This window comes from Streptomyces sp. NBC_00525, assembly GCF_036346595.1.
Taxonomy (GTDB): Bacteria; Actinomycetota; Actinomycetes; order Streptomycetales; family Streptomycetaceae; genus Streptomyces.
In genome coordinates, this window is the sequence record NZ_CP107834.1 from 6,534,948 (window position 1) to 6,558,304 (window position 23,357).

General features: G+C 71.4%; 19 protein-coding genes. 17 read left to right on the top strand and 2 right to left on the bottom strand.

Features of this window, described 5'->3' with window-relative positions:
• The first annotated feature begins 66 nt into the window (after positions 1–66).
• From OG710_RS28580 to OG710_RS28600, 5 genes are all read left to right on the top strand, one after another.
• On the top strand, positions 67–2,127 hold the full coding sequence (locus OG710_RS28580; protein WP_330241931.1) for an HYR domain-containing protein: 2,061 nt from the start codon (positions 67–69) through the stop codon (positions 2,125–2,127).
• Between the two features lie 16 nt (positions 2,128–2,143).
• Entirely contained in the window at positions 2,144–2,887 is a 744-nt protein-coding gene (locus tag OG710_RS28585) for a DUF4255 domain-containing protein (RefSeq protein ID WP_330241932.1), read from the top strand.
• A complete protein-coding gene (locus OG710_RS28590) occupies positions 2,884–4,974 on the top strand; it encodes an ATP-binding protein (RefSeq protein WP_330241933.1) in 2,091 nt (696 codons plus the stop codon). Before OG710_RS28585 ends, OG710_RS28590 begins: the two co-directional genes overlap by 4 nt.
• A gap of 93 nt (positions 4,975–5,067) precedes the next feature.
• Positions 5,068–5,901: an alpha/beta fold hydrolase gene (locus OG710_RS28595; protein ID WP_443064305.1), complete on the top strand. Its 834-nt coding sequence runs from the start codon at positions 5,068–5,070 to the stop codon at positions 5,899–5,901.
• Positions 5,898–7,175 carry a cytochrome P450 gene (locus tag OG710_RS28600; protein WP_330241934.1) on the top strand — a complete coding sequence of 426 codons (1,278 nt, stop codon included), beginning with the start codon at positions 5,898–5,900 and terminating at the stop codon, positions 7,173–7,175. Before OG710_RS28595 ends, OG710_RS28600 begins: the two co-directional genes overlap by 4 nt.
• Before the next feature lie 152 nt (positions 7,176–7,327).
• Here OG710_RS28600 and OG710_RS28605 read toward each other — a convergent pair whose 3' ends face one another.
• The gene (locus tag OG710_RS28605; protein ID WP_330241935.1) at positions 7,328–7,906 is read right to left on the bottom strand and encodes a hypothetical protein; all 579 of its coding nucleotides are present in this window, start codon (positions 7,904–7,906) and stop codon (positions 7,328–7,330) included.
• 20 nt (positions 7,907–7,926) lie between these two features.
• Positions 7,927–11,994: a phage tail protein gene (locus OG710_RS28610; RefSeq protein WP_330241936.1), complete on the bottom strand. Its 4,068-nt coding sequence runs from the start codon at positions 11,992–11,994 to the stop codon at positions 7,927–7,929.
• 367 nt (positions 11,995–12,361) lie between these two features.
• Between OG710_RS28610 and OG710_RS28615 the strand changes: the two genes are divergently transcribed.
• The 12 genes from OG710_RS28615 to OG710_RS28670 all read left to right on the top strand — a co-directional run bounded on the left by OG710_RS28615 (position 12,362) and on the right by OG710_RS28670 (position 23,303).
• Positions 12,362–13,900, top strand: coding sequence for a phage tail sheath family protein (locus OG710_RS28615; protein WP_330241937.1), 1,539 nt, complete (start codon positions 12,362–12,364; stop codon positions 13,898–13,900).
• A 63-nt stretch (positions 13,901–13,963) separates the two neighbouring features.
• On the top strand, positions 13,964–14,407 hold the full coding sequence (locus OG710_RS28620; RefSeq protein WP_143616868.1) for a phage tail protein: 444 nt from the start codon (positions 13,964–13,966) through the stop codon (positions 14,405–14,407).
• Complete coding sequence (locus OG710_RS28625; protein ID WP_330241938.1) at positions 14,407–14,841, top strand: hypothetical protein; 435 nt, start codon at positions 14,407–14,409, stop codon at positions 14,839–14,841. The genes OG710_RS28620 and OG710_RS28625 overlap by 1 nt, the downstream gene beginning before the upstream one ends.
• Entirely contained in the window at positions 14,838–14,981 is a 144-nt protein-coding gene (locus tag OG710_RS28630) for a DUF6760 family protein (RefSeq protein ID WP_330241939.1), read from the top strand. The genes OG710_RS28625 and OG710_RS28630 overlap by 4 nt, the downstream gene beginning before the upstream one ends.
• A 28-nt stretch (positions 14,982–15,009) precedes the next feature.
• Complete coding sequence (locus tag OG710_RS28635) at positions 15,010–16,764, top strand: hypothetical protein (protein ID WP_330241940.1); 1,755 nt, start codon at positions 15,010–15,012, stop codon at positions 16,762–16,764.
• A gap of 16 nt (positions 16,765–16,780) precedes the next feature.
• The gene (locus tag OG710_RS28640) at positions 16,781–17,221 is read left to right on the top strand and encodes a phage tail protein (RefSeq protein WP_143616874.1); all 441 of its coding nucleotides are present in this window, start codon (positions 16,781–16,783) and stop codon (positions 17,219–17,221) included.
• 5 nt (positions 17,222–17,226) lie between these two features.
• Positions 17,227–18,027 (top strand): CIS tube protein, encoded by an 801-nt coding sequence (locus tag OG710_RS28645; protein WP_330241941.1) that lies wholly within the window; start codon positions 17,227–17,229, stop codon positions 18,025–18,027.
• A complete protein-coding gene (locus tag OG710_RS28650) occupies positions 18,024–19,946 on the top strand; it encodes a VgrG-related protein (RefSeq protein ID WP_330241942.1) in 1,923 nt (640 codons plus the stop codon). Before OG710_RS28645 ends, OG710_RS28650 begins: the two co-directional genes overlap by 4 nt.
• 90 nt (positions 19,947–20,036) lie before the next feature.
• On the top strand, positions 20,037–20,318 hold the full coding sequence (locus OG710_RS28655) for a PAAR domain-containing protein (protein ID WP_330241943.1): 282 nt from the start codon (positions 20,037–20,039) through the stop codon (positions 20,316–20,318).
• A gap of 7 nt (positions 20,319–20,325) precedes the next feature.
• Complete coding sequence (locus OG710_RS28660; protein WP_330241944.1) at positions 20,326–20,760, top strand: GPW/gp25 family protein; 435 nt, start codon at positions 20,326–20,328, stop codon at positions 20,758–20,760.
• Entirely contained in the window at positions 20,757–22,733 is a 1,977-nt protein-coding gene (locus OG710_RS28665) for a putative baseplate assembly protein (protein WP_330241945.1), read from the top strand. Before OG710_RS28660 ends, OG710_RS28665 begins: the two co-directional genes overlap by 4 nt.
• Positions 22,734–22,736: 3 nt before the next feature.
• Positions 22,737–23,303, top strand: coding sequence for a phage tail protein (locus OG710_RS28670; protein ID WP_330241946.1), 567 nt, complete (start codon positions 22,737–22,739; stop codon positions 23,301–23,303).
• The last annotated feature ends 54 nt before the right edge of the window (positions 23,304–23,357 follow it).

Below are 23,357 nucleotides of genomic sequence, written 5' to 3' on the forward strand. Positions count from 1 at the left end.
CGCGCACGAGGGACCGTGTGGGCGCGGTTCGACCGGTGGGAGGTCCGGGTGCGGGGGAGACAAGCTGTGCGGTGGACGAGGCCGGCGGGACGCCCACGCGGACCGGCCGGGGCCCGCCGTTCGGCGGCGCTCGCCTTCCTGCTGCTGGCCACCGCGTTCGTGCCCGCGTCGGGCGCGTCCGGCGCCGCCCCCGCCGTGCCCGCGCCCCCGGAGCCGTGGGTCACCCCGGCGACCCTGCACGAGTCCCTCGACCCGGGCGACTCGACGGGAGTCGACAAGTCGGTCCGTACCCCGGCGATCCCGCCGAAACCGGAGGTCGTCCTGCTGGTGGACGGCACCGGAAGCATGGACGTCCCCATCGCCAGCGTGCAGCAGAACCTCCCCGAGATCACCGAGAAGGTCCTCGCCGCACAGCCCGAGTCCCGGTTCGCCGTCGCCACCTTCGGCGACCAGCAGGTCGATCCCGGCGCAGGGTTCAAGGTCCTGCAGGGGCTCACGTCCGACCTCGACAAGGTGCAGGACGGGGTGGACGCGCTGACGACGGACCTCGGCGCGTTCAGCATGGGCCCGTCCGAGGACTGGATCAACGGACTGTGGCAGATCGCCTACGGAGCCGGCGGCGAGACCGTCTTCCGCGAGGGCTCCAACCCGGTGATCGTCGTCGTGAGCGACGCGTCCAGCCACTCGCCCAGCAACGGCCACACCATCGACGACACCATCTTCGCCCTCCAGGACAAGGGCGTCCGGGTGGTCGGCGTGGACGTGGACAGCGACCTGGGCGACGGACTCGACGGCGACGGCGACGCGGGCGTGCCCGGCCAGGTCGAGGACCCGCCCACCACACCCGGCCAGGCCACCCGCATCGTCCGGGCCACCCAGGGGCGGCTGCTGGAGGGCATCCAGGGCGACCAGGTCGCCCAGGCCATCATCGACGGAATGGACAACCTGCCCACGTCCGTCGGCTACCGGCTCGACCGGTGCAGCCCCTTCCTCTCCGTCTCGCTGGACCCGCCCACCCGGCAGCTGACCAGCGGAGAAACAGCCCACTTCGCCGAAACCGTCGACGTCGCACCCGACGCCCCCCAGGGCGCCCGGCTCACCTGCACGGTCCAGTTCCTGCTCGGCCCGCAGATACCCGGCACCGATACGCTCGCCCCCTCGGTGGCCCCGGACCCCGACTTCCAGCAGAAGATCACGATCGACGTCAACGACATCGACGCCCCCGTCGTCAACCTCGACGACCGCATCGCCCGCGCTGACGACGAGAACGGTACGAGGATCAGCTACCGGGCCACCGCGAAGGACGCCCAGGACGGCCGGCTGCCCGTCAGCTGCACGCCCGCCTCCGGCTCCCTCTTCCCGATCGGCTCCACCACCGTCACCTGCACCGCCACCGACACGGCGGGCAACACCGCCACCGACACGGCGGACTTCCGCGTCCTGGAGCCGCCCCCGCCCCCGCTCCCCCCGCCGCCCGCCACGGACGTCGCGGTCACGGCCGACGTCACCCCCGGCCGTACGTACATCGGCCGCGCGGCCCACGCCCGCTTCACCGTGACCAACGCGGGCCCGGACACCGCCAGGGATGTCGTCCTGTCCACCGGCTGGCCCGAGCCCGCCAGGGCCAAGGACCGCACCCTGACCGCCCTCACCCGCTGCACCGCCGCCGCACCCTGCACCATCCCGCCCGGCGGCCGCATCGAAGTGACCCAGACCGGCACCTATCGCGCACCCCTCACCGGTGACGTACGCGCCACCGTGCGCGGCACGCTCGGTGACCTGCGCCCCCTCAACGACCGGGACACGGACCGGCTGCGCGTCCTGGAACCGTCCCTGACCGTCACCCCGCAGGTCGCCAAGCCCGGCCAGCCCGTCATCGCACGCGGCAAGGACTACCCGCCGGGCGAGACCGTCCGCCTCACCTGGGACACCGGCATCACCGCCGACCGCACCGGCATCCGGGTGGGCCGCGACGGCACCTTCGAGGTACAGGTGCTGGTGCTGCGCAAGGACCTCCTCGGCCCCCGCGTCCTGCGCGCCGACATCACCGGGCTGCCCCGGCTCCGCGAACCGGTCCTGGTCGTTCAGCGCAACCTCCAGCCACCGGACTTCAAGGGACGCACGTGAGAGGGGCGGACACCAGGTGATCCACGAGGTGGACGACGTACTGCGGTCCCTGATCCGGGCCGAGGTGCTCGGCGGCGGCCAGATCGCGGTCGTCTTCGACGCCCCCACCCGCGAGTGGGCCGCCAAGGTCAACGCCCCCATGGTCAACCTCTATCTGTACGACATCCGCGAGGACATGCGGCGGCGCGAACGCGGCCTGCACAACGAGTACGACGAACGCGGCGCCGTCGTCGCCCGTCGTCGCCCGCCCCGCTACTTCAAGCTGTCCTACCTGATCACCGCCTGGACCAAGCGCCCCGAGGACGAGCACCGGCTGCTGTCCTCCCTGCTCGGCTGCCTCCTCGGCTACGAGGCCCTGCCTCCGGAACGGCTCGCCGGATCGCTCGCCGAGATCGGGGCCGCCGTACCGATGTCGATCGCCCTGCCGCCGCCCGAGGACCGCTCCTTCGCCGATGTGTGGAGCGCGCTCGGCGGCGAACTGAAACCCTCGCTCGACCTCGTCGTCAGTGTGCCCGTGACCGCGTCGCCGACCTACCCGGCCGGGCCGCCGGTCGGCGACGAGGGCCTGCGGGCACACTTCGGCGACATGCCCCCACCCCCGGCACCGCCCCGCGACGGCCTCCCCGTGTACGGAAGCCGCCCCGGACGCCCGGTACGGGAGGAGCAGGCGGCCCCCGCGGCCCGCCGCGGCCTGGGGCTGCGGATCACCGAGAACCGCCGCCCGGCCGCCGAAGCGACGACGGAGGACCCCACCGCATGACGCCCCCGGGCCACCCCGACGACGACCTGAACCTGCGCCATCTCCTCGCCCGTGCGACCGCCGTCGAGCTGCGTGTACGCCGCGCCGTGGAGGCCCGCCGCAGCACCGACCCCGACCCCGAGGACGCGTTCCGGGGCCTGTACCTGACGGACGAGAACATCGCGCGGCTGCTCGACGAGGAAGGGGCGCGGGGCTTCCCGGACCCGGTGGGGGATGGGGCGCGAGGCTTCCCGGACCCGGTGGGCGATGAGGACGCCGCCGCCGGACCCTCCCGGCTCACCGCCCTCGCCACCGGCTTCCGGCTCACCCCCCTCGACACCGAGATCCTGCTCATCGCACTCCTCCCGGACCTGGACGACCGCTTCGAGGCGTTCTACGGCTACCTCAACGACGACGTCACCCGCCGGCGCCCGTCCATCGGCCTCGCCCTCGGCCTGTGCGGACTCCCGGCCGTCGACGCCGTCGCACGCGGCCGGCTCGCCGCGGGAGCCCCGCTCCGGGACGGCGGACTGCTCCTCGCCGAAGACCTGGACCGCCCGTTCCTGAGCCGCGCACTGCGCGTACCCGACCGCGTCACCGCCCACCTCCTGGGCGACGACACCACCGACCCGCGCCTCGCCGACGTGACGGCCCCCTGGCACGCGGTCGGAGGCGTGGGCGACCCCGCGCCCCTGGCCCGGGTCCTCGCCGAGGGCGTACCGCTGGCCTACCTCAGCGAGGACCAGGGCGGCGCCGGCACCGCGCTCGCCGCATCCGCCCTGGAACTGGCGGGCCGCCGGGTCCTCGGCCTCGACCTCGCCCGCCTGGCGGCGGACCCGGCCCCCGCCGACGCCGTACGCGCACTGGTCCGCGAGGCCCGGCTGACCGGGGCGGGCCTGGTCTGCGCCCCGCTGGACGCGGTCTCCCGCGAACACCCGCACCTGCTCCGGCTCCTCACCTCGACCCCGGTGCCGACCGTCATCGTCGGCCGGGTGCCGTGGGACGCCTCCTGGTCCGCCGTACCGCCGCTGCTCCTGCACGCCCCGAGGGTGGAGCCGTCCGCGCGCGGCGCGCTGTGGAGCGAGGCGTACCGCCGTACGGCGTCGGCACCCGTCCCCGCCGGGATCGACCCGGACCACCTCCTCGCACCGTTCCTCCTCACCCCGGAACAGGTCACCGGCGCGGCCCGCAGCGCCGCCCAGACGGCCCGGCTCGACGGCGGAACCCTCACCGCGGACCACGTCCGCCGGGGCGCCCGCGCCCAGAACGCGGCCGGACTCGACCGGCTGGCCCGCCGCATCGAGCCCGCGGTGACCTGGGACGACCTGGTCCTCCCGCCCGACGCCCACGCCCAGCTCCGCGAACTCACCGCCCGCGCCCGGCACCGCGACCGCGTCCTCGGGGAATGGGCGATGCGGCCGGGCGGCGGCCGGGGGCGCGGCGTCTCGGCGCTGTTCGCGGGGGACTCCGGCACGGGCAAGACCATGTCCGCCGAGGTCATCGCCGCCGACCTCGGACTCGACCTCTACACGGTCGACCTGGCGACGGTCATCGACAAGTACGTCGGCGAGACCGAGAAGAACCTGGAACGCATCTTCACCGAGGCGGCGGGCGTCAACGGGGTCCTCCTCTTCGACGAGGCGGACGCGATCTTCGGCAAGCGCTCCGACGTCAAGGACGCGCACGACCGCTACGCGAACGTGGAGAGCGCGTACCTCCTCCAGCGCATGGAGTCCTTCGACGGCCTGGCCATCCTCGCCACCAACCTCCGCGCCAACCTGGACGACGCCTTCACCCGCCGCCTCGACCTGGTCATCGACTTCCCCGTCCCGGACCCGGAACAGCGCCTGACCCTCTGGAACCGCTGTCTGGGCCCGACGCTCCCGCGCGCCGCGGACCTCGATCTCCCCTTCTGCGCCGAGAACTTCGAGCTGGCGGGCGGCAACATCCGCTCCATAGCGGTGACGGCGGCGTACCTGGCGGCGGACACGGGGGGCGCGGTGACGATGGCGACCCTGATCCACGCTGTCCAGCGCGAGTACCAGAAGCTCGGCCGCCTCACGCTGGCCTCGGAGTTCGGCCCGTACCTCGACCTGCTGAGGTGCTGATCCGCTGATCCGCCGACACGGCGTCACCCTTGCGTCGAGCGGGCATCGGCGTCACCGTGGTCGCAGCCGGACCGTCGACGACCGGCTGGACCGATGCCTACGGTGACGGGAGCCGGTGTGACCGCGTTGTCTGTTCTGCCCGACGGAGTTCTGCCCCACACGCTGTACGGCGAGGGCCCGCACAAGGTGATCGCCGTGCACGGCTGGTTCGCCGACCGCTCCGCGTACGACCCCGTGGTGCGCGACCTCGACCACGGTTCGTTCCAGTACGCGATGGCCGACCTGCGGGGATACGGCGAGGCCAGGGGCGTGACCGGCTCGTACACGACGTCCGAGGGCGCCGCGGACGTGCTCGCCCTGGCCGACCGGCTCGGCTGGGAGAGCTTCTCGCTGATCGGCCACTCGATGGGCGGCTCCGTCGTGCAGCGGACCCTGGCCGCCGCCCCGCACCGCGTACGCAGACTCGTCGGCATCTCGCCGGTCCCGGCGTCCGGGCTGCCCCTGTCGCCCGAGCAGTGGGAGCTGTTCTCCGGCGCGGCGGCGAGCCCGGACAACCGGCGCACCATCCTGGACTTCACTACCGGCGGCCGGCGCCCGGCGGCCTGGCTGGACCGCATGGTGCGGCGCTCCGTCCGGTGCAGTGACGAGAAGGCGTTCCGGGCCTGGCTGGACTCCTGGGCGGGCGAGGCCTTCCATGACCGGATCGACGGATCGCCGGTCCAGGCGCTGGCGATCGTGGGGGCACTCGACCCGGCGCTCTCCGCCGAGGTGCAGCGGGCCACCTGGATGAGCTGGTTCCCGCGTGGCGAACTGGTCGAACTGCCCACCTGCGGCCACTACGCGATGGACGAGGCGCCGCTCGACCTGATCCGGGTGGTGGAGGACTTCCTGCGGGCGGACGCGGGTGACGACGGGGAGACGGCGTGAGCGATCCCGTCCTGCCGGGGGCCGTGCCCGATGTGTTCGACCCCCGGCAGTACGCCATCGGCGTCCCCCACGACCGCTACCGCCGGCTCCGCGACCACCGGCCGGTCGCGTGGCAGGAGGAGCACGAGGTGCTGGGCTGGCCGGCGGGTCCGGGCTTCTGGGCGGTCACCCGGCACGCGGACGTGGTCCGGGTGCTACGGGACTCCTCGGCGTACTCGTCGTACCTCGGGGCCACCCAGATCCGCGACCCCGACCCGGACGACCTGCCGTTCATCCGCCGCATGATGCTGAATCAGGACCCGCCGCACCACCGGCGGCTGCGCGTCCTGGTGAGCCGCGCCTTCACCCCGAAGCGCGTCGGCCGCTTCGAGACCGTCGTCCGTGAACGCGCCCGCGCGCTGCTGAGCCGTGCGGTGGCGGGGGCGCGGGCCGGCGACGGCACCTGCGACCTCGTCACCGAGGTCACCGACGACTACGCCCTGCTCAATCTCACGGACCTGCTGGGCATTCCGGAATCCGACCGAGGGCTGCTCCTGCACTGGACGCGCCGCGTCATCGGCTACCAGGACCCGGACGAGGCGGACCCGCCGCAGCCGGGCCCCGGCAGCGAACCGGTCAACCCGCGTTCCCCGGCGGCCCTGCGCGACATGTTCGACTACGCGCACGCCCTGGCGGCCCACAAACGCCGGCACCCCGCCGACGACGTGATGACCGCGCTGGCCACGGACCCCGAACTGACGGCGCCCGAACTGGAGGTGTTCTTCTTCCTGCTGGTCGTCGCGGGCAACGACACGGTACGCAGTGCCGCGCCGGGCGGGATGCACCTCCTGGCCACGCACCCGGAGGCGTACCGGCGGCTGCACACGGGTGAGGCCGACATGGCCACGGCCGTGGACGAACTCCTGCGCCGCCACCCGCCGGTCCTCACCTTCCGTCGCACGGCCACTCGGGACACCACCCTGGCGGGGACGCGTATCCGCGCCGGCGACAAGGTGGTCGTCTTCCACGCCTCCGCCAACCACGACGAACAGGTCTTCCCCGACCCCTTCACCCTGGACCTCACCCGCTCCCCGAACCCCCACGTCTCCTTCGGCGACGGCCCCCACGTATGCCTGGGCGCCCACTTCGCCCGCCTGCAACTGACCACCCTGTACGAGGAGATGCACACGGCCCTGCCCCCGGTATCCCTTGCCCTCGCGGCCCCACCGACCCGCCTCCTGTCGAACTTCATCAACGGCCTGAAGTCACTGCGGGTACGAGTGGCCGAGGCGTGACGATGAGAGGGAGACGCATCGGCTACGGAGTAGCTGCTCGTGGCCGGCGAGGCCGTTGCGGAACGGGCCGAGATCGTGCCGCCTGCCCCGGACTCGAAGGCCGCCTCCCCAAGGCTGTCCCGTAACTGCTACCCCCGGTGAATGGGGCCGCATCAGTCTTGCGCACCGTTGTAACGACCGTTGATAACGGCGAGTGCGGTTTCTGCCAGGTCTCGGACATTAGCGTTGGTGTCTTGCGTGATGACATTTCCGAGTACGCTGGAGAACTCGCGCCATGCAATTCTGCAAATTGCGATGAGCGCCACCTCGCGGACGTCGTCGTCCGAGTCGAGGAGGCGCTCGTTCAGTAGGGTGAATATTCCTTCATCGAATTCTTCGGGCGCGCATGCCGCAAGATTTGAGAGGGATGAGATCTTGGACAGTGGATCTACGGACGTTCTGGCTTCCTCCAGTGCCTCCGGCCACTCCAACACATCAAAGCGGCTGGATATATCGGCATGGAGGTCGACCAAGGCATCTCGGTCCGCGGACGTGAGAATCAAGTAGTGCAGACCGATCAGCTCGTCCGAGATCCGATGCACGGAGATGTTCGTCGACGTGCGCCACACGTATTCTTCTGGGCTGACTTCCGTCGCCGGTTCCCAGCCTGCGAAGTCCCAGCCTCGGTCTCCAGCGAAATCCTCGAGATCACTCAAGGAGACGTGCTCACGAAAAGCTGTCTTGAGTTCCATGTTGTGTCCCCAGATCACAGTCAGGAGCTACGCCATCCACCGTACCCGTCGAACGCTTCCAGCATCAGGATCAACTGTGCCCGCACATCTTCTTCGCGGGCTGCGATGCTATCAGGTTCCACCGTTCCGCTGAAGCCCTCCTCGAGTAAGCGTTTGATCGCGGTGCTGAGCGGCTTCAGGTCGTGCTCGTTAACCGAAACCAGAGTCTGGGGGCGATGCTTGGCTGCCAGTTGCAGAACGTTGAATACGGCGCCCAGGCGTCGATGTTTAATAATCTCGGAATCCGATTCGACCTGGGGTGTCATAATCGCGAGTATTCCGTCCGCTCCCATGACGGATTCCATGCTTTGGGCTAGTCCTGCTTGTACCAGTGCATTTCGGGCGACCGTTGCCCCGATGACTCCCCGTTTGCGGCCGCTCTCCACCTCCTGGGTCAGCGAGACTGCTTGGTCCATGGCGCGTATGAACAGCTCGACCTGAGACCTCTTGGTCTTTGTTATTTGTGACTGGGATTCTTCCAGTCGCTTCTTCAGTTTATCGCGAAGGGTCGTCCATTCCCGAGGATTTCCGCTATGGATGCAGCGAAGGAGGTCTTGAGGTGAGACATTGAAAGAGTCGCCCAGTTCTGCTGCTTTCTTCGCGAGTCGATCGGCCATGCTCGCTACCGGGCGGCCGTCCTTGCGCGTGTATGCCGCGTAGCGCCCAAGCGATCCCTCTATCTGACCGATCCGTCCCTCCTTGTAGTCCTTGAACTGTTCTTTAGGGAGGTAGATGGCAACGTTTTCGCGGGGAAAGGATTTCCCGTAGGGGTCTCCTGCTTTCGATATCTTCTCGGGCGGTTTGACCGTCCTGAGAATCCAGGCGGCTTCAAAGTGGGTGAGTCCGTCGAAGCCGTCCCTGTCCCCTCGGATGTAGGATTCCGATGCATCCCATATCTTCTTCCGTCTCTCCGGGTCCGCCAGGATCTGCTTCAGGTAGGCAACTTCTGCCTGGTCGAGGAGTGGGGTCATTATGTCCGCCATCTCCGCGTCCGTTATGATTCTCACCCTTGGGTTTTTGAGGATGAGACTCGGGTTTATCTGGGCCTTGAATTGACCGCCTGATTCGAGCGACAGCTGGGAGAGCTGGTGGCGCTCCTGCAGTTGCTGCAGCTTTGAATTGAGCTTTCCTTCGGAAATTCCATCCCGTGTGCTACGTATTAGAACAGGCTCGATGGCTCTGCTTGCTTTACGCAGTCGAGATTCCAGTTCCTTTCTGCTCGGGTTTCGCGAGGGGTGGCGGGTTTCGACTCCCGTCCTCTCCTTTTCGCCTTGTGTCAGCGCTTCGGTCTCGGCCGTCTTTTCCGGGTTGATCTTGGCGTGCACGGACCACTTGTCGCTCGTTTCGACGGGTTTGAGTTCGGTGAGCCCGTACCGCCTGCGAATGGCGGCCAGGATCGGTGTCAGGGCCGCGCCGGCCACGGGGCGCCCACGAAAGCGATTCACGGCGGAAACGGCTGCCCTTACGCCCTTGTCCAGACGCATTCTCTTTCCGGAGGGGCTGTCGTCACCGCCACGAATCTTCTTCTTTGTTCGGCGCCACAGGGCCTTGCCCTTTTTGGCTATGAAGTTCACGATCTTGTCGATCGCTCGATTCACCGGGCGGGATACCGCGTGGAAGACGGATCTCACCTTGGCGGCCAGGCTGCCTATTCCCAGGAGGGAGGCCAGGAAGCCGATCAGTAGGGGGATGCTTGCGGCCAGGGCGGTTTCCACCATTTTGGGGACGCCTGCTTTGCTGCCGTTGGCTATGGCTACTACCGCGTCCAGCACCGAATTGACGAATTCGACGATCTGGGAGCCCTGGTTCACCACGAAGGTGACGATGTCTATGATTCCCTTGACCGCGCGGACGAACGCGGAGGCGGGGTTCAGGAGGGAGAGAATCCAGGTGATGCCGGCGATGATGACCGTCGGGATCAGGTACGTCGTCAGCTTTTGCAGGATCGTGGACTTGAGGTCGCCCGCCTCTTCCTGGATTTCCTTGACCGCGCCCGCCGGGCCCTCGCGGGCGATGTTCTGGGCGACCGGGACCGAGGATTCGACCGCGGTCATCGCCTCGTCGGGGACGCCCTTGCGGGTCACGCGGGCCCGGATGTTGGCCCAGGTCAGGCCCAGCAGCGAGCCGATGAGCTGGATGATCCCCTTCATGTCGAACCGCTGGGGGAGTTCGAGGCCTGCCTTCACCGCCGTGCCGAGCAGCCAGGACACAAGGCCGGTCTTCAGGTGGTCGGCGATGTTCGTGATGAAGAGGTTCAGGCCCGCGCCGACGGCCGATACCAGGTTGCCCAGGAAGCCGATCGGGTCCTTGATGATCTTCATGATCGCGCCGGCCGCCTTGGCGAGGATGCCGAGCAGCAGGTTCTTCAGCTCGTTGATCGTCTTGATCGCCCCGACGATCGCGTCCTTCGCCTTGTCTATCAGTCCCTTGTTTGCCTCCTGGAGCTTCTTGATTTCCTCGTCGACCTTGTTCAGTGCGGCCGTGTATTTCTGGGCGAGGTCCTGGACCAACTGGTCCGACTTCTCGTTGACCGTTGCTTCCAGGTCGTCGAATTTGCCGGCGAAGTCCTTAGCCGCCTCTTCACCGAATTGCCGCAGATCGGCGGGGAGTTTGTCGACCTCCGCCTTCAGCTCGCCCCGCCCCTTGGCGATCCGCGCCTTCGCCTTGCCCAGCTCGGTGCCGATGATGTCGGCGACCGACGAGATGACCGTCTGCATCCGCGAGACGTAGAGCTTGCGCGCCTCCTGGTAGAGGCTGTTCGCCTCCTCCGGGAGACCGGCGAACTTGTCCTTCACCCAGCGGGCCTTGCCGGTCCAGCCGGAGTACCGCTTGTCCTTGTACTTCTTCATCCGGCGCTTGTGGTCCGCGGTGAACGCGTCCCGCGCCGCCTTCTCGCCGGAGGTGAACGCGGCGTCGACCTTCTTGTCGAGGCCCGAGAGCGTCGCCTCGACGTCCTTCTTCGTGCCGTCGTAGACCTTCTGGAGCTTCGCCGTGACCTCGGCGCGCTTCTTCTCGTCCTTCGACTTCGCCTCGCCCTTGCCGCCGTCCACCTGCTGCCCGGCCCGCGCACGCGTGGCGGTCAGCGAGTTCATCGCGGCCGCGCCCGAAGCCGCCGCGCCCGCCTTCGCCGCCGAGAGCTGACGGTTCTCGGCGGACTTCCCCTTCGCCGGGGCCTTCGCGGAGTCCGTCTCGGCGGTCTTCTTCGCGGTCAGCGCCTCGTTGAACTCCGGCTCGTTGCCCTTGGCGAGCTGCTCCTCGGTGACCTCCGCGTCGGCCATGGCCTTGTCGTTCTGCGCGGGCCCTTCGGAGAAGTCGGTGACCGACGCCGGCTGCTTCTCGGGGATCGCGGCCGCCGCCGACGGCGCCCCCGGGTTGCCGGGAGGCCGGTCCGGGGTGAGCGGGGTGACGGACTTCTCCTTGGCGGCGGAGGTGTCCGGCGGGGCCTTCGTCGCCTTGTCGATGTCCTTGGCCGACGACTCCTTGCCGTCCGTGACCTTGCCGTCGACCTCTGCCTTGACCCGCTCCGCCTTGCCGGACTTGGAGAACTTGTCGGCCTCGTCCAGGTTCTTCGGCGCCTGGGACTCGATCGCCTTGTTCACCGCGTCGATGAACGCCTTCTTGTCGAACTCGCCCGGCTTCGCGGCGTTCATCCGCTCCGCGTTGGCCGCCTTGCCCTGCGCCTCCTTGTCGTCCGGAGGCGCGACGGCGGCATCCTGCGACGCCTTCGACTCGACCCCGGCCGGCCGGTGCTGCGCCATCCGCTGCTGCTTCGCCGCGACGTCCGCCCGGACGCTACGGAAGCCGGGCGCCCTGGCCGGGGGAGGCTTCACGGGGGCGGTGTAGCGCTGGGCGACCAGCCGGGAGACCGCCGCGTTGCCGGCCGCCCGCTGCAAACGCTGCACGCTGCGGCGGTCCGGAACCGCGGGAGCCGGAGCCGCAACCGGAACCGAGGTGGGCTCCGGGGCAGGGGTGGGGGCCGGGGCGGCGTTCGTACGGGGGGTGCCGGTGCGAGCCGGGGTGGCGGGGGGCTTGTCGGGAACGGCCTTCACTCGCGCCTCCCCCCAGCACAGCTCCGCCCGGACGTGATGGAAAGCCAGGCTGCCGCGCGCCCCCGGCACGCGCCGAGGCTGAGCGGGAAGGGCCGGGGGCACGGCGCCCCGGTGCGCGTGGGGCCCCGCACTTGCCTGATCGGGCAGCGGCCCGTGCACGCCGGGGCGGCCGACCATCCGTTCCCGGTGATCGCCGAAGTGACGAGAATCGCCGGAGTTCCCCGGTCGCACGGCGGGCCACGCGAACGGCCCTGCGAGCCCCGCGAACGGCCCCGCAGGCCACGCGAACGGCCCCGCGGCGGGCGGCGGAACGGGGTGCGAAGCACGTCGAGGAGCACGTCGAGGAGCACGTCAAGGAGAGGCCCATATGCCGTCGTACCTGTCCCCGGGCGTCTACGTCGAAGAGGTCGAGTCCGGTTCCCGGCCGATCGAAGGGGTGGGCACGTCGGTCGCCGCCTTCGTGGGGTTCGCCCAGCGCGGCCCGTTCGACGAGCCGACGCTGATCACGAACTGGAGCCAATTCGTCAGCACCTTCGGCGACTTCGTCGACGGCACCTACCTCGCATCGAGCGTCTACGGCTTCTTCGCCAACGGCGGCGGCATCTGCTACGTCGTCCGCATCGGCGACGGCTCGGACACGGTGGCCGGGGGAGCGGACGGCGCACTGGCGGCCGGCTCCGAGGTCCAGGTCGGCCCGTACGCCGTGAAGCCCCGGCCGGGTGTGGCCGGCGAGATCAGCGTGGAGGTCGCTGCGGCCGAGGGCGACGATCTGCCGTCCGACGTGTTCCGGCTCGTCGTCAAGCGCGACGGCCAGGTGGCGGAGACGTACCCGTCCGTGACCACCAAACGCAGCAAGGAGAACGTCGCCACCCGTGTCAACGCCCAGTCCGAACTGATCGAGATACGGGAGTCGGGGCGCGGCGCCGCCCCCGCCCGCCCCGAGCCCCAGTCGGTGACCCTCGCCCCCGCGGCCCCGGCCGCCGGGGGCGCCGGCACGCTCGCCCCCGAGGTGTACGTCGGCGACGCCGACAGCCGTACGGGGCTGGGGGGCCTGGAGGCCGTGGACGACGTCACCATGATCGCCGTGCCGGACCTGATGAGCGCGTACGAACGCGGCCTGCTGGACCTGGAGGCGGTCGTCGCCGTACAGCAGGCGCTCATCGCCCACTGCGAGCTGATGGGCGACCGGGTCGCCGTCCTGGACCCGCCGCCCGGACTCTCACCGCAGCAGATCCGCACCTGGCGCACCGACCGGGCGAACTTCGACTCCAAGTACGCCACGCTCTACTACCCGTGGATCAGCGTCGCCGACCCGGCGTCAGGCCGCGCCACCCTCGTACCGCCCAGCGGGCATGTCGCGGGGATCTGGGCGCGCAACGACGACTCGCGCGGCGTGCACAAGGCACCGGCCAACGAGGTGGTGCGCGGGGCGGTGGCGTTGCAGACGCAGCTCACCAAGGGCGAGCACGACCTGCTCAACCCGATCGGGCTGAACTGCATCCGCTCATTCCCCGGCCGGGGCATCCGGGTCTGGGGCGCCCGCACCCTCTCCTCCGACCCGGCCTGGCGCTACCTCAACGTGCGGCGGCTGTTCAACTACCTGGAGGAGTCGATCCTCGCCGGCACCCAGTGGGTCGTCTTCGAGCCGAACGACGACGCGCTGTGGGCCCGTATCCGCCGCACGGTCTCCGCCTTCCTGGTCAACGAGTGGCGCAAGGGTTCGCTGTTCGGACTGACCCCGGATGAGGCGTTCTATGTGAAGTGCGACCGGGAGACCAACCCGCCGGAGAGCGTGGACGCGGGACAGGTCGTGTGCGAGATCGGGGTCGCGCCCGTCAAACCGGCGGAGTTCGTCGTCTTCCGCCTCTCCCAGCTGACCGGCGGCACCGGCGGCGTCGACGAGTGACCCGCGCCCTCCACCCCCTCCCGGTGACCGGACCGTTCCCGTACCTGGCGTAAGGAGCCTGTGGTGCCACTTCCCGATCTCGACAGTTCCGTCGGGCACTCCTTCGGTCTCGAATTCGACAGCGTCGTCATCAAGCAGATCACCGAGGTCAGCGGTCTGAAGATGGAACAGGACGTCATCGAGCTGAAGCAGAACACCGCCGACGGCAAGTACGCCATCAAGAAGCTGCCCGGCCGCCCCAAGGCCGGCGAGGTCACCGTCACGCGCGGTCTGACCGAGGACAACAGCTTCGAACGATGGATCAAGGACTCCCGCTTCGGCCGCATGACGAGCGCCCGCCGCAACGGCGCGGTCATCGTCTACGACTACGAGGGCCTGCCCATCAAGCGCTACAAGCTCATCAACGCCTGGCCCAAGTCGCTGGAGATCGGCACGCTCAAGGCCGGTGACACCTCGGTGCTCACGGAGAAGCTGGCGATCACGTACGAAAGCATGGAGCTCGACTGATGCGGCGTACGGTCCAGTTCCCCGCACCGTCGGAACGGGACGGCGCAACGGGACGGTCCGAGCCGCTGCGCACGGAGTTCACCTTCGAGCTGCCACGCGGTTACGTGGACGAGTCGGGCACCGTGCACCGCAGCGGGGTGATGCGTCTCGCGACCGCGCGGGACGAACTGGTTCCCCTGCGCGACGACCGGGTCCGGGAGAACTCCGCGTATCTGTCGGTCGTACTGATCTCGCGGGTGGTGACCCGCATCGGCACCGTCGAGGACATCCACCCCGGCGTCATCGAGGACCTGTTCGCGTCCGACCTGGCGTTCCTCCAGGACTTCTACCGCCGGATCAACGCCGAGGGGCACACCCGCGCGGCCGTCACCTGTCCGTCCTGCGACGAGGAGTTCGCGGTGGATCTCGCCGGCGGTCGCCTGGGGGAATCGTGACGTACGCGACCGACCTGCTCTACGAGGAGGTCGCGTACCTCGCCTACCACTTCCACTGGCCGCTGGACGACCTGCTGGACCTGGAACACCCGGAACGCCTGAAGTTCGTGGCACAGGTCGCCCGCCTCAACGGGCAGTAGCCAGGAGCACGGAGGAGGACGAGGAACCATGGGGCTGATGTCCTGGCTGCGCGGCGGCCGCTCCGCCGGAGCCCCGGCCCCGACGCCCCCGGACGGCGACGGCGCACGGCCCGACCGGGGCGACCGGGTCGACGTGAACCGGCTGGAACCCGTCCAGCGATCCGTCACCGGCCAGCGTCTGCTCATCGACCCGACCGGATTCGAGGCCGGGCTCACCACCCGACAGGACACCGCGCTCGGAACGCCCCTCGGGCATTTGGTGAGCCCGGAAGCCCCGGCCGGCCTGGTGGGCGGCGTCGCCGACGCGGTGGCGGGGAGCCCGCCACCGCCGCCGGTCCAGCGGGCCGTCGAAATGCCGATGCCGGCGGCGCGGGCGGGGGTGCGTACGGTCGTGGTCCAGCGGGCGTACGCGGACGGCCTGCCGAGCCTGACCTCCGCCGGGCCCACCGGCGCCCCGGCGGGGATGCCGGTACGCCGGCTGATCGGCGAGCAGCCCCTCGTACCCACGACCGAACCGGCCGGCCCGGCGCCGGACCCGGTCGCCTCCGGGCCGGAGTCGGCCACCCCCGATCCCGGCTCCGTCGCCTCCCGGCCGGAAGCGGCGGCTCCGGGGCCCGGCGGCCACGCGGACCCGCCCCCCGTCCAGCGCACCGCCGCCGACACGCCCGCGCGGCCCCTTCCGCCGCCGATGCCGCCCCGGCGGGCCGGCGGTCTCGGCGCGCCGCTGCCCGGTCTGCCGCCCACGGCCCAGCGCCGGGCGGCCCAGTCACCTGCCCCGGCCCCCTCCCCGCAGGTGCAGCGCGACAGCGCGCCGCCGCCGGCGGACGACGCCCCGAGCCCGGAGTCCGGGGCACCGGACCGGGGCCCCGCCGAGCCGGAGAGCGTGGCCCCGCTCCTGGGGGACGCCCCGCTCGCACAGCGCCCGGCCCCGGAGGACGTTTCCCGCACGGGCAGCGGGGAAGACACCGCGAGCCCGGCCGATACGAGAACCCCCACCGCCCCCGTACAGCGCAGCGCCACCGCACTCCCACCCGCGCCCGAGCCCGCCCGGCCCACCGCACCCCTCCTCGGGGCACGCCCCCTGACCCTCCGTACCGCCCCCGCACCCGGCGCGGAGGCCCCCGCCGCCGAACCCGCTGTGCAGCGTGCGGCCGAGAGCGGCGGGAGCCTCGGCGGCGACCCGTCCCGCTCGTCGCCCTTCGTACCGGCCCCCGACGGTCCGCCGCCCGCCGTGGCCGTGCGCTGGACCGCCCCCGACACCGGCGGAGCACGCGGCGCGGGCGGCGCCACCGTCACGCCCGCAGCACCGTCGCAGCCCGCGCCCACCCCCGTACAGCGGCAGACGCACCCGGCCTCCGGGCCCGGCGGGGGACCGCGGGTCCCGCGCTCCGTGCCGTCCGCGGGGGCCGTCGCCGTGGCGGCCGGGGTGGCGCAGCGGATGGCGGACGGGAGCGTCGTGTTCGCGTCGGCGCCCCGCGACGGCACCTCGCGGCCGGTCGTCCAGCGGGACTCCGAGACCGCCGAGGAACCCCCGCCACTGCCCGAGCCCGACCCGCAGCCCGAACCGCAGCCCGAACCGGAACCGGAACCGGAGCCGTCCGAGGCGGCGCAGCCACCGGCGGCGACCACCGCCTCGTCCATGGGCCCCGAGGGGTCGCCGCAGGCGCCGCCCGTGACCGACGAACTGGTCCGCGCGCTCTACGCACCCCTCAGCCGGCTCCTCAAGGCCGATCTGAGGCTCGAACGCGAACGCTCCGGCTTCCTCATCAACACCCGTCACTGATCGAGAGGCACGCGCCATGGCCACCGCCCCCGCCCCCGACGACCCCGCAGTCAGCGTCTGCTTCGTCGTCACGATCGACGACATCGAACTCGGATCGTTCAACACCTGTGACGGGCTGGGCTGCGAAGTCGTCCTGGAGACCCGCGAGGAGGGCGGCAACAACGGACATGTGTGGCAGCTCCCGACCCGGCTGAAGTACTCCAATGTGAAGCTGTCGCGCCCGCTGACGCGGGAGACCGAGAAGGTGGCGCGCTGGTTCGCCACCATGACGACCGGGTTCAGCCGCAAGACCGCCCACATCGAGGCGCGCACCGGCGACGGCCGCAAGGTGGCCCAGTGGGGGCTGCTGGAGGTCGTGCCCGTGCGCTGGACGGGGCCGTCGTTCACGCCGGAGTCGCCCAAGGTCGCGATGGAGACGATCGAGATCGCCCATCACGGCTATGTGATGGAGGGCTGAGCGGCGTGAGCGGCGCGGGACCCATCGCCTTCAGCGCGGCCGGCACGTCCGGAGCGGCGTCCGCGGCCAGGGGCGGCTCGGCCAGGCCCAAGCTGGAGCACGCCTATCTGGAGCTGCGCACCCCGCCCACCGGCGGTGGACTCACCCCCGGCGGGCCGTGCGGGCGGATCGACTTCCAGTTCAACCCCAAGGAGCTGAGCCTGACGAAGGCTGCCTCCTGGAAGCGCACCCCGGCCAAGGGCGCGAAGAGTTCGGGCCCGCCCGAGTACCAGGGCTCCCAGCCCAGCAAGCTCACCGTCGAGATGTTCTTCGACGCCGGGGACACCCAGGACACCCGGGTCGTCACGGCGGTGGAGCAGCTGTTCGCCTGCTGCGTACCGACGAATGAGACCCGGCAGCAGCAGCGCTCCTCACCGCCCTGGGTGGTGTTCCACTGGGGCGGACTGACCGGCTTCCCCGGCTATGTGAGCCAGGTCGCCGCCAAGTACACCCTGTTCACCACCTCGGGCGTGCCGATCCGGGCGGTGTGCCAGGTGACGATGGAGGAGATCAGCGGGGAGACACCCGGCCAGAACCCCACCTCGGGCGCGCTGGCGGCCCGGCGGGTGCACCGGGTCGCCTCCGGGGACTCGCTGCCCTCGCTGGCGCACCGGGAGTACGGCGACGCCGGCGCCTGGCGGATCATCGCCGAGGCCAACGGGATCGACGACCCGATCAGGCTGGCGCCCGGCACCCAACTGCTGCTGCCCGCCCCGGACGAGCTGGGCCGGCTCGACGACTCCGGCCGCCGGGGGGCGGGACGATGACACGCCAAGGGGTCGCCAGCGCGCTGGTGGTCGAGTTCGACGGCCGCCCGCTGCCCGCGAAGTTCCTGAACACCCTGGTCGAGGGGTACGTGGACGACAGCCGTACGCTGCCCGACCTCTTCCTCCTCCGCTTCCGCGACCCGGACCGGGTCCTGCTCGAACAGACCGGCCTCAAGATCGGCAGTGAGGCCCGGCTCCTGGCCCGGACCGGCGGGGACACCGCCCCGAAGCCGCTCCTCGAAGGCGCGGTCACCGCGCTGGAGGTCGAGCTGGACGAGACCGGTACGTTCACCGTGGTCCGGGGCCTGGACGAGTCGCACCGGCTGCTGCGCGGACGGCGCGTCGCCAGCTACCAGAACATGACGCTCTCCGACATCTGCGGCCAGGTCGCCCAGCGCGCCGGCCTCAAGCCCGGCACCGTGGACGTGGCCGGGCCGGTCATCGAGCACATCGCCCAGCCCAACGTCACCGACTGGGAGTTCGTACGCGGCCTCGCCGAGGAGGCGGGCGCCCAGGCGTACGTGCGCGACGGGCATCTGCACATCACCCGGCCCGCCGAGGCGAGCGGGGCGCCGGACAGCTCCGCCCGCGCCGACCGCGACCCGCTCGTCCTCGAACTCGGCAGCAACCTGCTGCGCTGCCGGGCCGGTGTCTCGGCGGCCGAACAGGTCTCCGAGGTGGAGGTGCGCGGCTGGGACATCGCCGCCAAGGAACCCCTGGTCGGCAAGGCGCCCGCCGGTACGTCCGGCACGCTCCGGCTCGGGGTGACGGCGGCCGACGTGACCGCCCCCTTCGGCGAGGCGCGGTTCGTCGTCACCGACGCCGCGTACGGCACCCAGGCCCAGGTGGACCAGGCGGCGAAGGCCCTGGCCGAACGCATCGCCGGCTCCTTCGCGGAACTGGAGGCCGTGATCCGGGGCAACCCGGCGGTCACGGCGGGCAGCGCGGTCGCGCTGAACGCGGTCGGCGCCCCCTTCGAGGGCCGCTACACCGTCACCTCCTCGCGCCATGTCTTCGACGCCGTACGCGGCTACGAGACCTGGATCACCGTCTCCGGGCAGCAGGAGCGCTCGCTGTTCGGGCTCACCGGGGGCGGCGGGGGTGCGTCCGGGAGCGGTCCGCGCTGGTCCGGACTGGTCAGCGGAACGGTCACGGACACCCAGGACCCGGAGGGCTCGGGGCGGGTGAAGGTGCGTTTCCCCTGGCTGTCGGACGAGTACGCGAGCGACTGGGCGCGCACGGCGCAGTCCGGCGGGACGGGCGGCGGCGAGGCGTTCATCCCGGAGGTCGGGGACGAGGTGCTGGTCGGCTTCGAACAGGGCCACCTCGACCGGCCGTACGTCCTGGCCGGCCTCTACAACGGCAAGGACCGGCCCGGCGGGGGAGGCGGCGGGACCCCGGGCGAAACCCCCGGCACGGCGGAAACGCCGGGCGCCCCCGGCGCGGGCGGCGGCGACGGCCTCGTCGACCCCACCACCGGGGCGGTCAACCGGCGCGCCTTCGCCTCCAGGAGCGGCAACCAGCTGGAGCTGCTGGACGCGGCCGACGGCCCGCAGGGCGTACGGCTGCGCACCGGGGACGGGAAGCTGACCATCGACCTGGACCGCCGGGGCACCGCCGTCGTCATCAACAGCGACGGCAGCGTCACCATCCGGGCCGAGGAACAGGTCTCCGTCACGGCGGCCAAGGGCGTCGCCCTGGACGCCGGACGAGGCGAACTCACCCTCACCGGCGAACGCGTCACCCTCACCTCGCGCAACGGAGTCGCCCTGAACGGCGGCAATGGCAGGCTCGCCCTCTCCACGGACGGCGCGATGGAGCTGCACGGCGGCCAGATCACCGTGGACGGCAGCCGCCGCACCGATGTGAAGAGCGGAGGCTCGGTCTCCGTCAACGCCCCGATGATCCAGCTCAACTGACGCACCGCACACCGCACCCCGTCAACACCCCGAACACCCCAAACCCGCACCCCGCACCCCGCACCCACGCAGCGAAGAGGAGCGCACCGCATGCCGTCAGCAGCAGCCGCACGGGTCACCGACCCCACCGGCCACCCCGGCACCGTGGGGCCGCCCGGCGTGCTCTCGGTGCTGATCGGCGGCAAACCGGCGGCCACCGTCGGCACCACGCACCAGTGCGCGTCCCCGCTCGGCCACCCGCCGTCCGTGATCGCGCCGCCCGGCAGCCGGAGCGTCTTCATCGGCGGCAGGCCCGCCGCTCGCGTCGGGGACCTGAGCGGCTGCGGCGCACCGATCGTCTCGGGCTGCGCCACCGTGCTGATCGGAGGCTGAACGCACCATGGGAGAGCAGTTCATCGGAGCCGGCTGGGCCTTCCCGCCGCGCACCGACGCCACCGGCTCCATCGCCCTGGTACGCGGCGAACGCGAACTGGAGGAGTCGATCCGGCTCATCCTGGCCACGTCGCCCGGCGAGCGGCCCATGCGGCCCGAGTTCGGCTGCGCCGTCAACGACTACGTCTTCGCCCCGGCCGACGCCGGAACCGCCGGGCAACTCGCGTACGAGGTGCGGCTCGCGCTGGAACGCTGGGAACCCCGGATCGAGGTCGCCGACGTCACCGTACGCTTCGACGCCGCCGACGACGGGGTCCTGTACATCGACATCGGCTACACCGTGCGCGGCTCCAACGACCCCCGCAACCTCGTCTTCCCGTTCTATGTGATCCCGCAGCACGGACCGGACACGAGCCCCGACGACGAGGAGACCGGCGCGTGACGCTGCCCAGCCCCCATCTCGACGACCGCCGCTTCCAGGGCCTGGTGGACGAGGCCAAGCGACTCGTCCAGCAGCGCTGCCCGGAGTGGACCGACCACAATGTGTCCGACCCCGGCGTCACACTGATCGAGGCGTTCGCGACCATGGTCGACCAGCTCGTCTACCGGGTGAACCGGGTGCCCGAGAAGAGCTACCTCACCTTCCTCGACCTCATCGGGGTGCGGCTGCACCCGCCGACCGCCGCACGCACCGACGTCACCTTCCGGCTGTCCGCGCCCCGCCCCGACCCCGTCGTGGTCCGCGCCGGCACCGAGGTGGCCACCGTCCGCACCGAGACCGAGGAAGCGGTCGTCTTCACCACCACCTCCGAACTGACCGTCGTCCCCTGCTCGTTCGCCCACCTCGCGACCTGGCCGGCCACCGAGGAGGTCGTCGACCGCACCGAACAGCTCGCCATCGGACGCGACGTGGCCTGCTTCGGCGCCACACCCGCACCCGGCGACTGCCTCTACGTCGGCCTCTCGACGGCCGTCCCGGCCGGAGTCGTCGTCCTGCGGATGGACTGCCGGGTCGAGGGCGTCGGCGTGGACCCGCTGCGCCCGCCCCTGATCTGGGAGGCGTGGGACGGCACCGGCTGGGCGGCCTGCGAGGTCGAGAAGGACGACACCGGAGGCTTCAACCGGTCCGGCGAACTCATCCTCCACCTGCCGAGGACCCACACCCCGGCCGCCGTCGTCCGGCGCACCGGAGGCTGGCTGCGCTGCCGCCTGATCGAGGCCGAACCGGGCCGCCCCACCTATCTGGCCCCGCCCGTGCTCCGGTCCGTCACCGCGTTCACCATCGGCGCCACCGTCGCCGCCGAGCACGCCGAGACCATCACCGACGAGGTCCTCGGCGCGGCGGAGGGTGTACCCGGCCAGTCGTTCACGCTGGCCCGGTCGCCCGTCGTGCCGGGGGACTTCGTGGTCGAGGTCGCCGACCCGGCGGGCGCCGGCCCCGAGCCGGAGTACACCCGCTGGACCAGGGTGGACGACTTCGCGCACTCCGGCCCCGAGGACCGGCACATCACCCTCGACCCCAACTCCGGCCGGGTCGAGTTCGGCCCCGCCGTACGCGAACGGGACGGCTCCATCCGCTACTACGGCGCGGTACCGGCCAAGGGCGCCACCGTCCGGGTGCGCGCGTACCGCACGGGCGGCGGGCTGCGCGGCAACGTCGCCCGCTCCACCCTGAAGATCCTGCGCAGCGCCCTCCCGTACGTGGCACGCGTCGAGAACCGCCGGCCCGCGCTCGGCGGCGTGGACGGGGAGAGCGTCGAGAGCGCGCGGGTGCGCGGCCCGATGACCCTGCGCACCCTGCACCGGGCCGTCGTCCCGCACGACTACGAACTCCTCGCCCGCGAGGTCGCCCCGGACGCCGCCCGCGTCCACTGCATCCGGGCCGGCGACGACGGCGACGACGGCGGGGACACCGCCCAGGGCGTACGGCTCCTCGTCGTCCCGGCCGGGCGCAGCGACGAGCAGGGACGGATCGAGTTCGACGAGCTGATCCCGCCCGCCCAGACCCTGCGCCTGATCGCCGGGCACCTGGACGAGCGCCGCCCCATCGGGGCCCGCCTCGTCGTCGAGCCGCCGTTCTACCAGGGCGTCACCGTCGTCGCCACCGTGCAGGCCGAGCCCGGCGCGGTCCGCGAACGCGTCCGCGAGGCGGCGCTCGCGGCGCTGTACGGGTACTTCAACCCCCTGTCCGGCGGCCCCAACGGGCAGGGCTGGCCCTTCGGACGGCCCGTCCAGTCCGGCGAGGCGTTCGCCGTGCTCCAGCGGGTGCCCGGCGTCGACCTCGTCGAGGATGTACGCCTCTACCGCGCCGACCCGTTGACCGGCGAGCGCACCGACGCCACCACGAAGATCCCCCTCGACCGGCACGCGCTGGTCTTCAGCTACGAGCACCAGCTCCGGGTGAGGGGGGCCTGAACGATGCGCACCGGCGTCCCCGGACTCCCCACCCCGCACCCCCTCATCGACCGGCTCCCCGCCGTATACGTGGAGCAGGACTTCATCCGCCGCTTCCTCACCGCGCTCGACGACGTCCTCGCCCCGGTCCTGCTGACCATCGACAACCTCCCCGCCCACCTCGACCCGCGCAGCGCCCCCGACGACTTCCTGGCCTGGCTCGCCCAGTGGGTGGCGGTCGAGTCCCCCGAGGACAGCACGCCGGAGCGGCGCCGCGAGACGGTACGCGGCGCGGTGGCCCGGCACGCCAGGCGCGGGACGCTCGGCGGGCTCGCGGACGCGGTACGGCTGGTGACCGGCACCGAGCCCGAGATCACGGAGAGCGGCGGGACCGCCTGGTCCACGGGGCCGCTCACCGCGCTGCCGGGCTCACCGCGCCCACGGGTGACGATCCGGGTCCGTGAGGCGGCCGGCCGGCCCGTGGACCGGGCGCTGCTGACGGAGCGGATCGGGACGGAGGTCCCGGCCCATGTGGCCTTCACACTGGAAATCCTGCCCCCGGCCGGGGGCGCGGGGGGTGCGGCGAGTTGATCTGCGAGTCGTGCGGGACGAGGAACGAACCGGGCCGCGCCTTCTGCGTGTCGT

Bases quoted from the DNA above. Each gene is read 5' to 3' on its own strand.
- OG710_RS28590 (WP_330241933.1), top strand. From the start codon at position 2,884: ATGACGCCCCCGGGCCACCCCGACGACGACCTGAACCTGCGCCATCTC.
- OG710_RS28595 (WP_443064305.1), top strand. From the start codon at position 5,068: ATGCCTACGGTGACGGGAGCCGGTGTGACCGCGTTGTCTGTTCTGCCC.
- OG710_RS28605 (WP_330241935.1), bottom strand. From the start codon at position 7,906: ATGGAACTCAAGACAGCTTTTCGTGAGCACGTCTCCTTGAGTGATCTC.
- OG710_RS28615 (WP_330241937.1), top strand. From the start codon at position 12,362: ATGCCGTCGTACCTGTCCCCGGGCGTCTACGTCGAAGAGGTCGAGTCC.
- OG710_RS28625 (WP_330241938.1), top strand. From the start codon at position 14,407: ATGCGGCGTACGGTCCAGTTCCCCGCACCGTCGGAACGGGACGGCGCA.
- OG710_RS28635 (WP_330241940.1), top strand. From the start codon at position 15,010: ATGGGGCTGATGTCCTGGCTGCGCGGCGGCCGCTCCGCCGGAGCCCCG.
- OG710_RS28640 (WP_143616874.1), top strand. From the start codon at position 16,781: ATGGCCACCGCCCCCGCCCCCGACGACCCCGCAGTCAGCGTCTGCTTC.
- OG710_RS28650 (WP_330241942.1), top strand. From the start codon at position 18,024: ATGACACGCCAAGGGGTCGCCAGCGCGCTGGTGGTCGAGTTCGACGGC.
- OG710_RS28655 (WP_330241943.1), top strand. From the start codon at position 20,037: ATGCCGTCAGCAGCAGCCGCACGGGTCACCGACCCCACCGGCCACCCC.
- OG710_RS28660 (WP_330241944.1), top strand. From the start codon at position 20,326: ATGGGAGAGCAGTTCATCGGAGCCGGCTGGGCCTTCCCGCCGCGCACC.
- OG710_RS28670 (WP_330241946.1), top strand. From the start codon at position 22,737: ATGCGCACCGGCGTCCCCGGACTCCCCACCCCGCACCCCCTCATCGAC.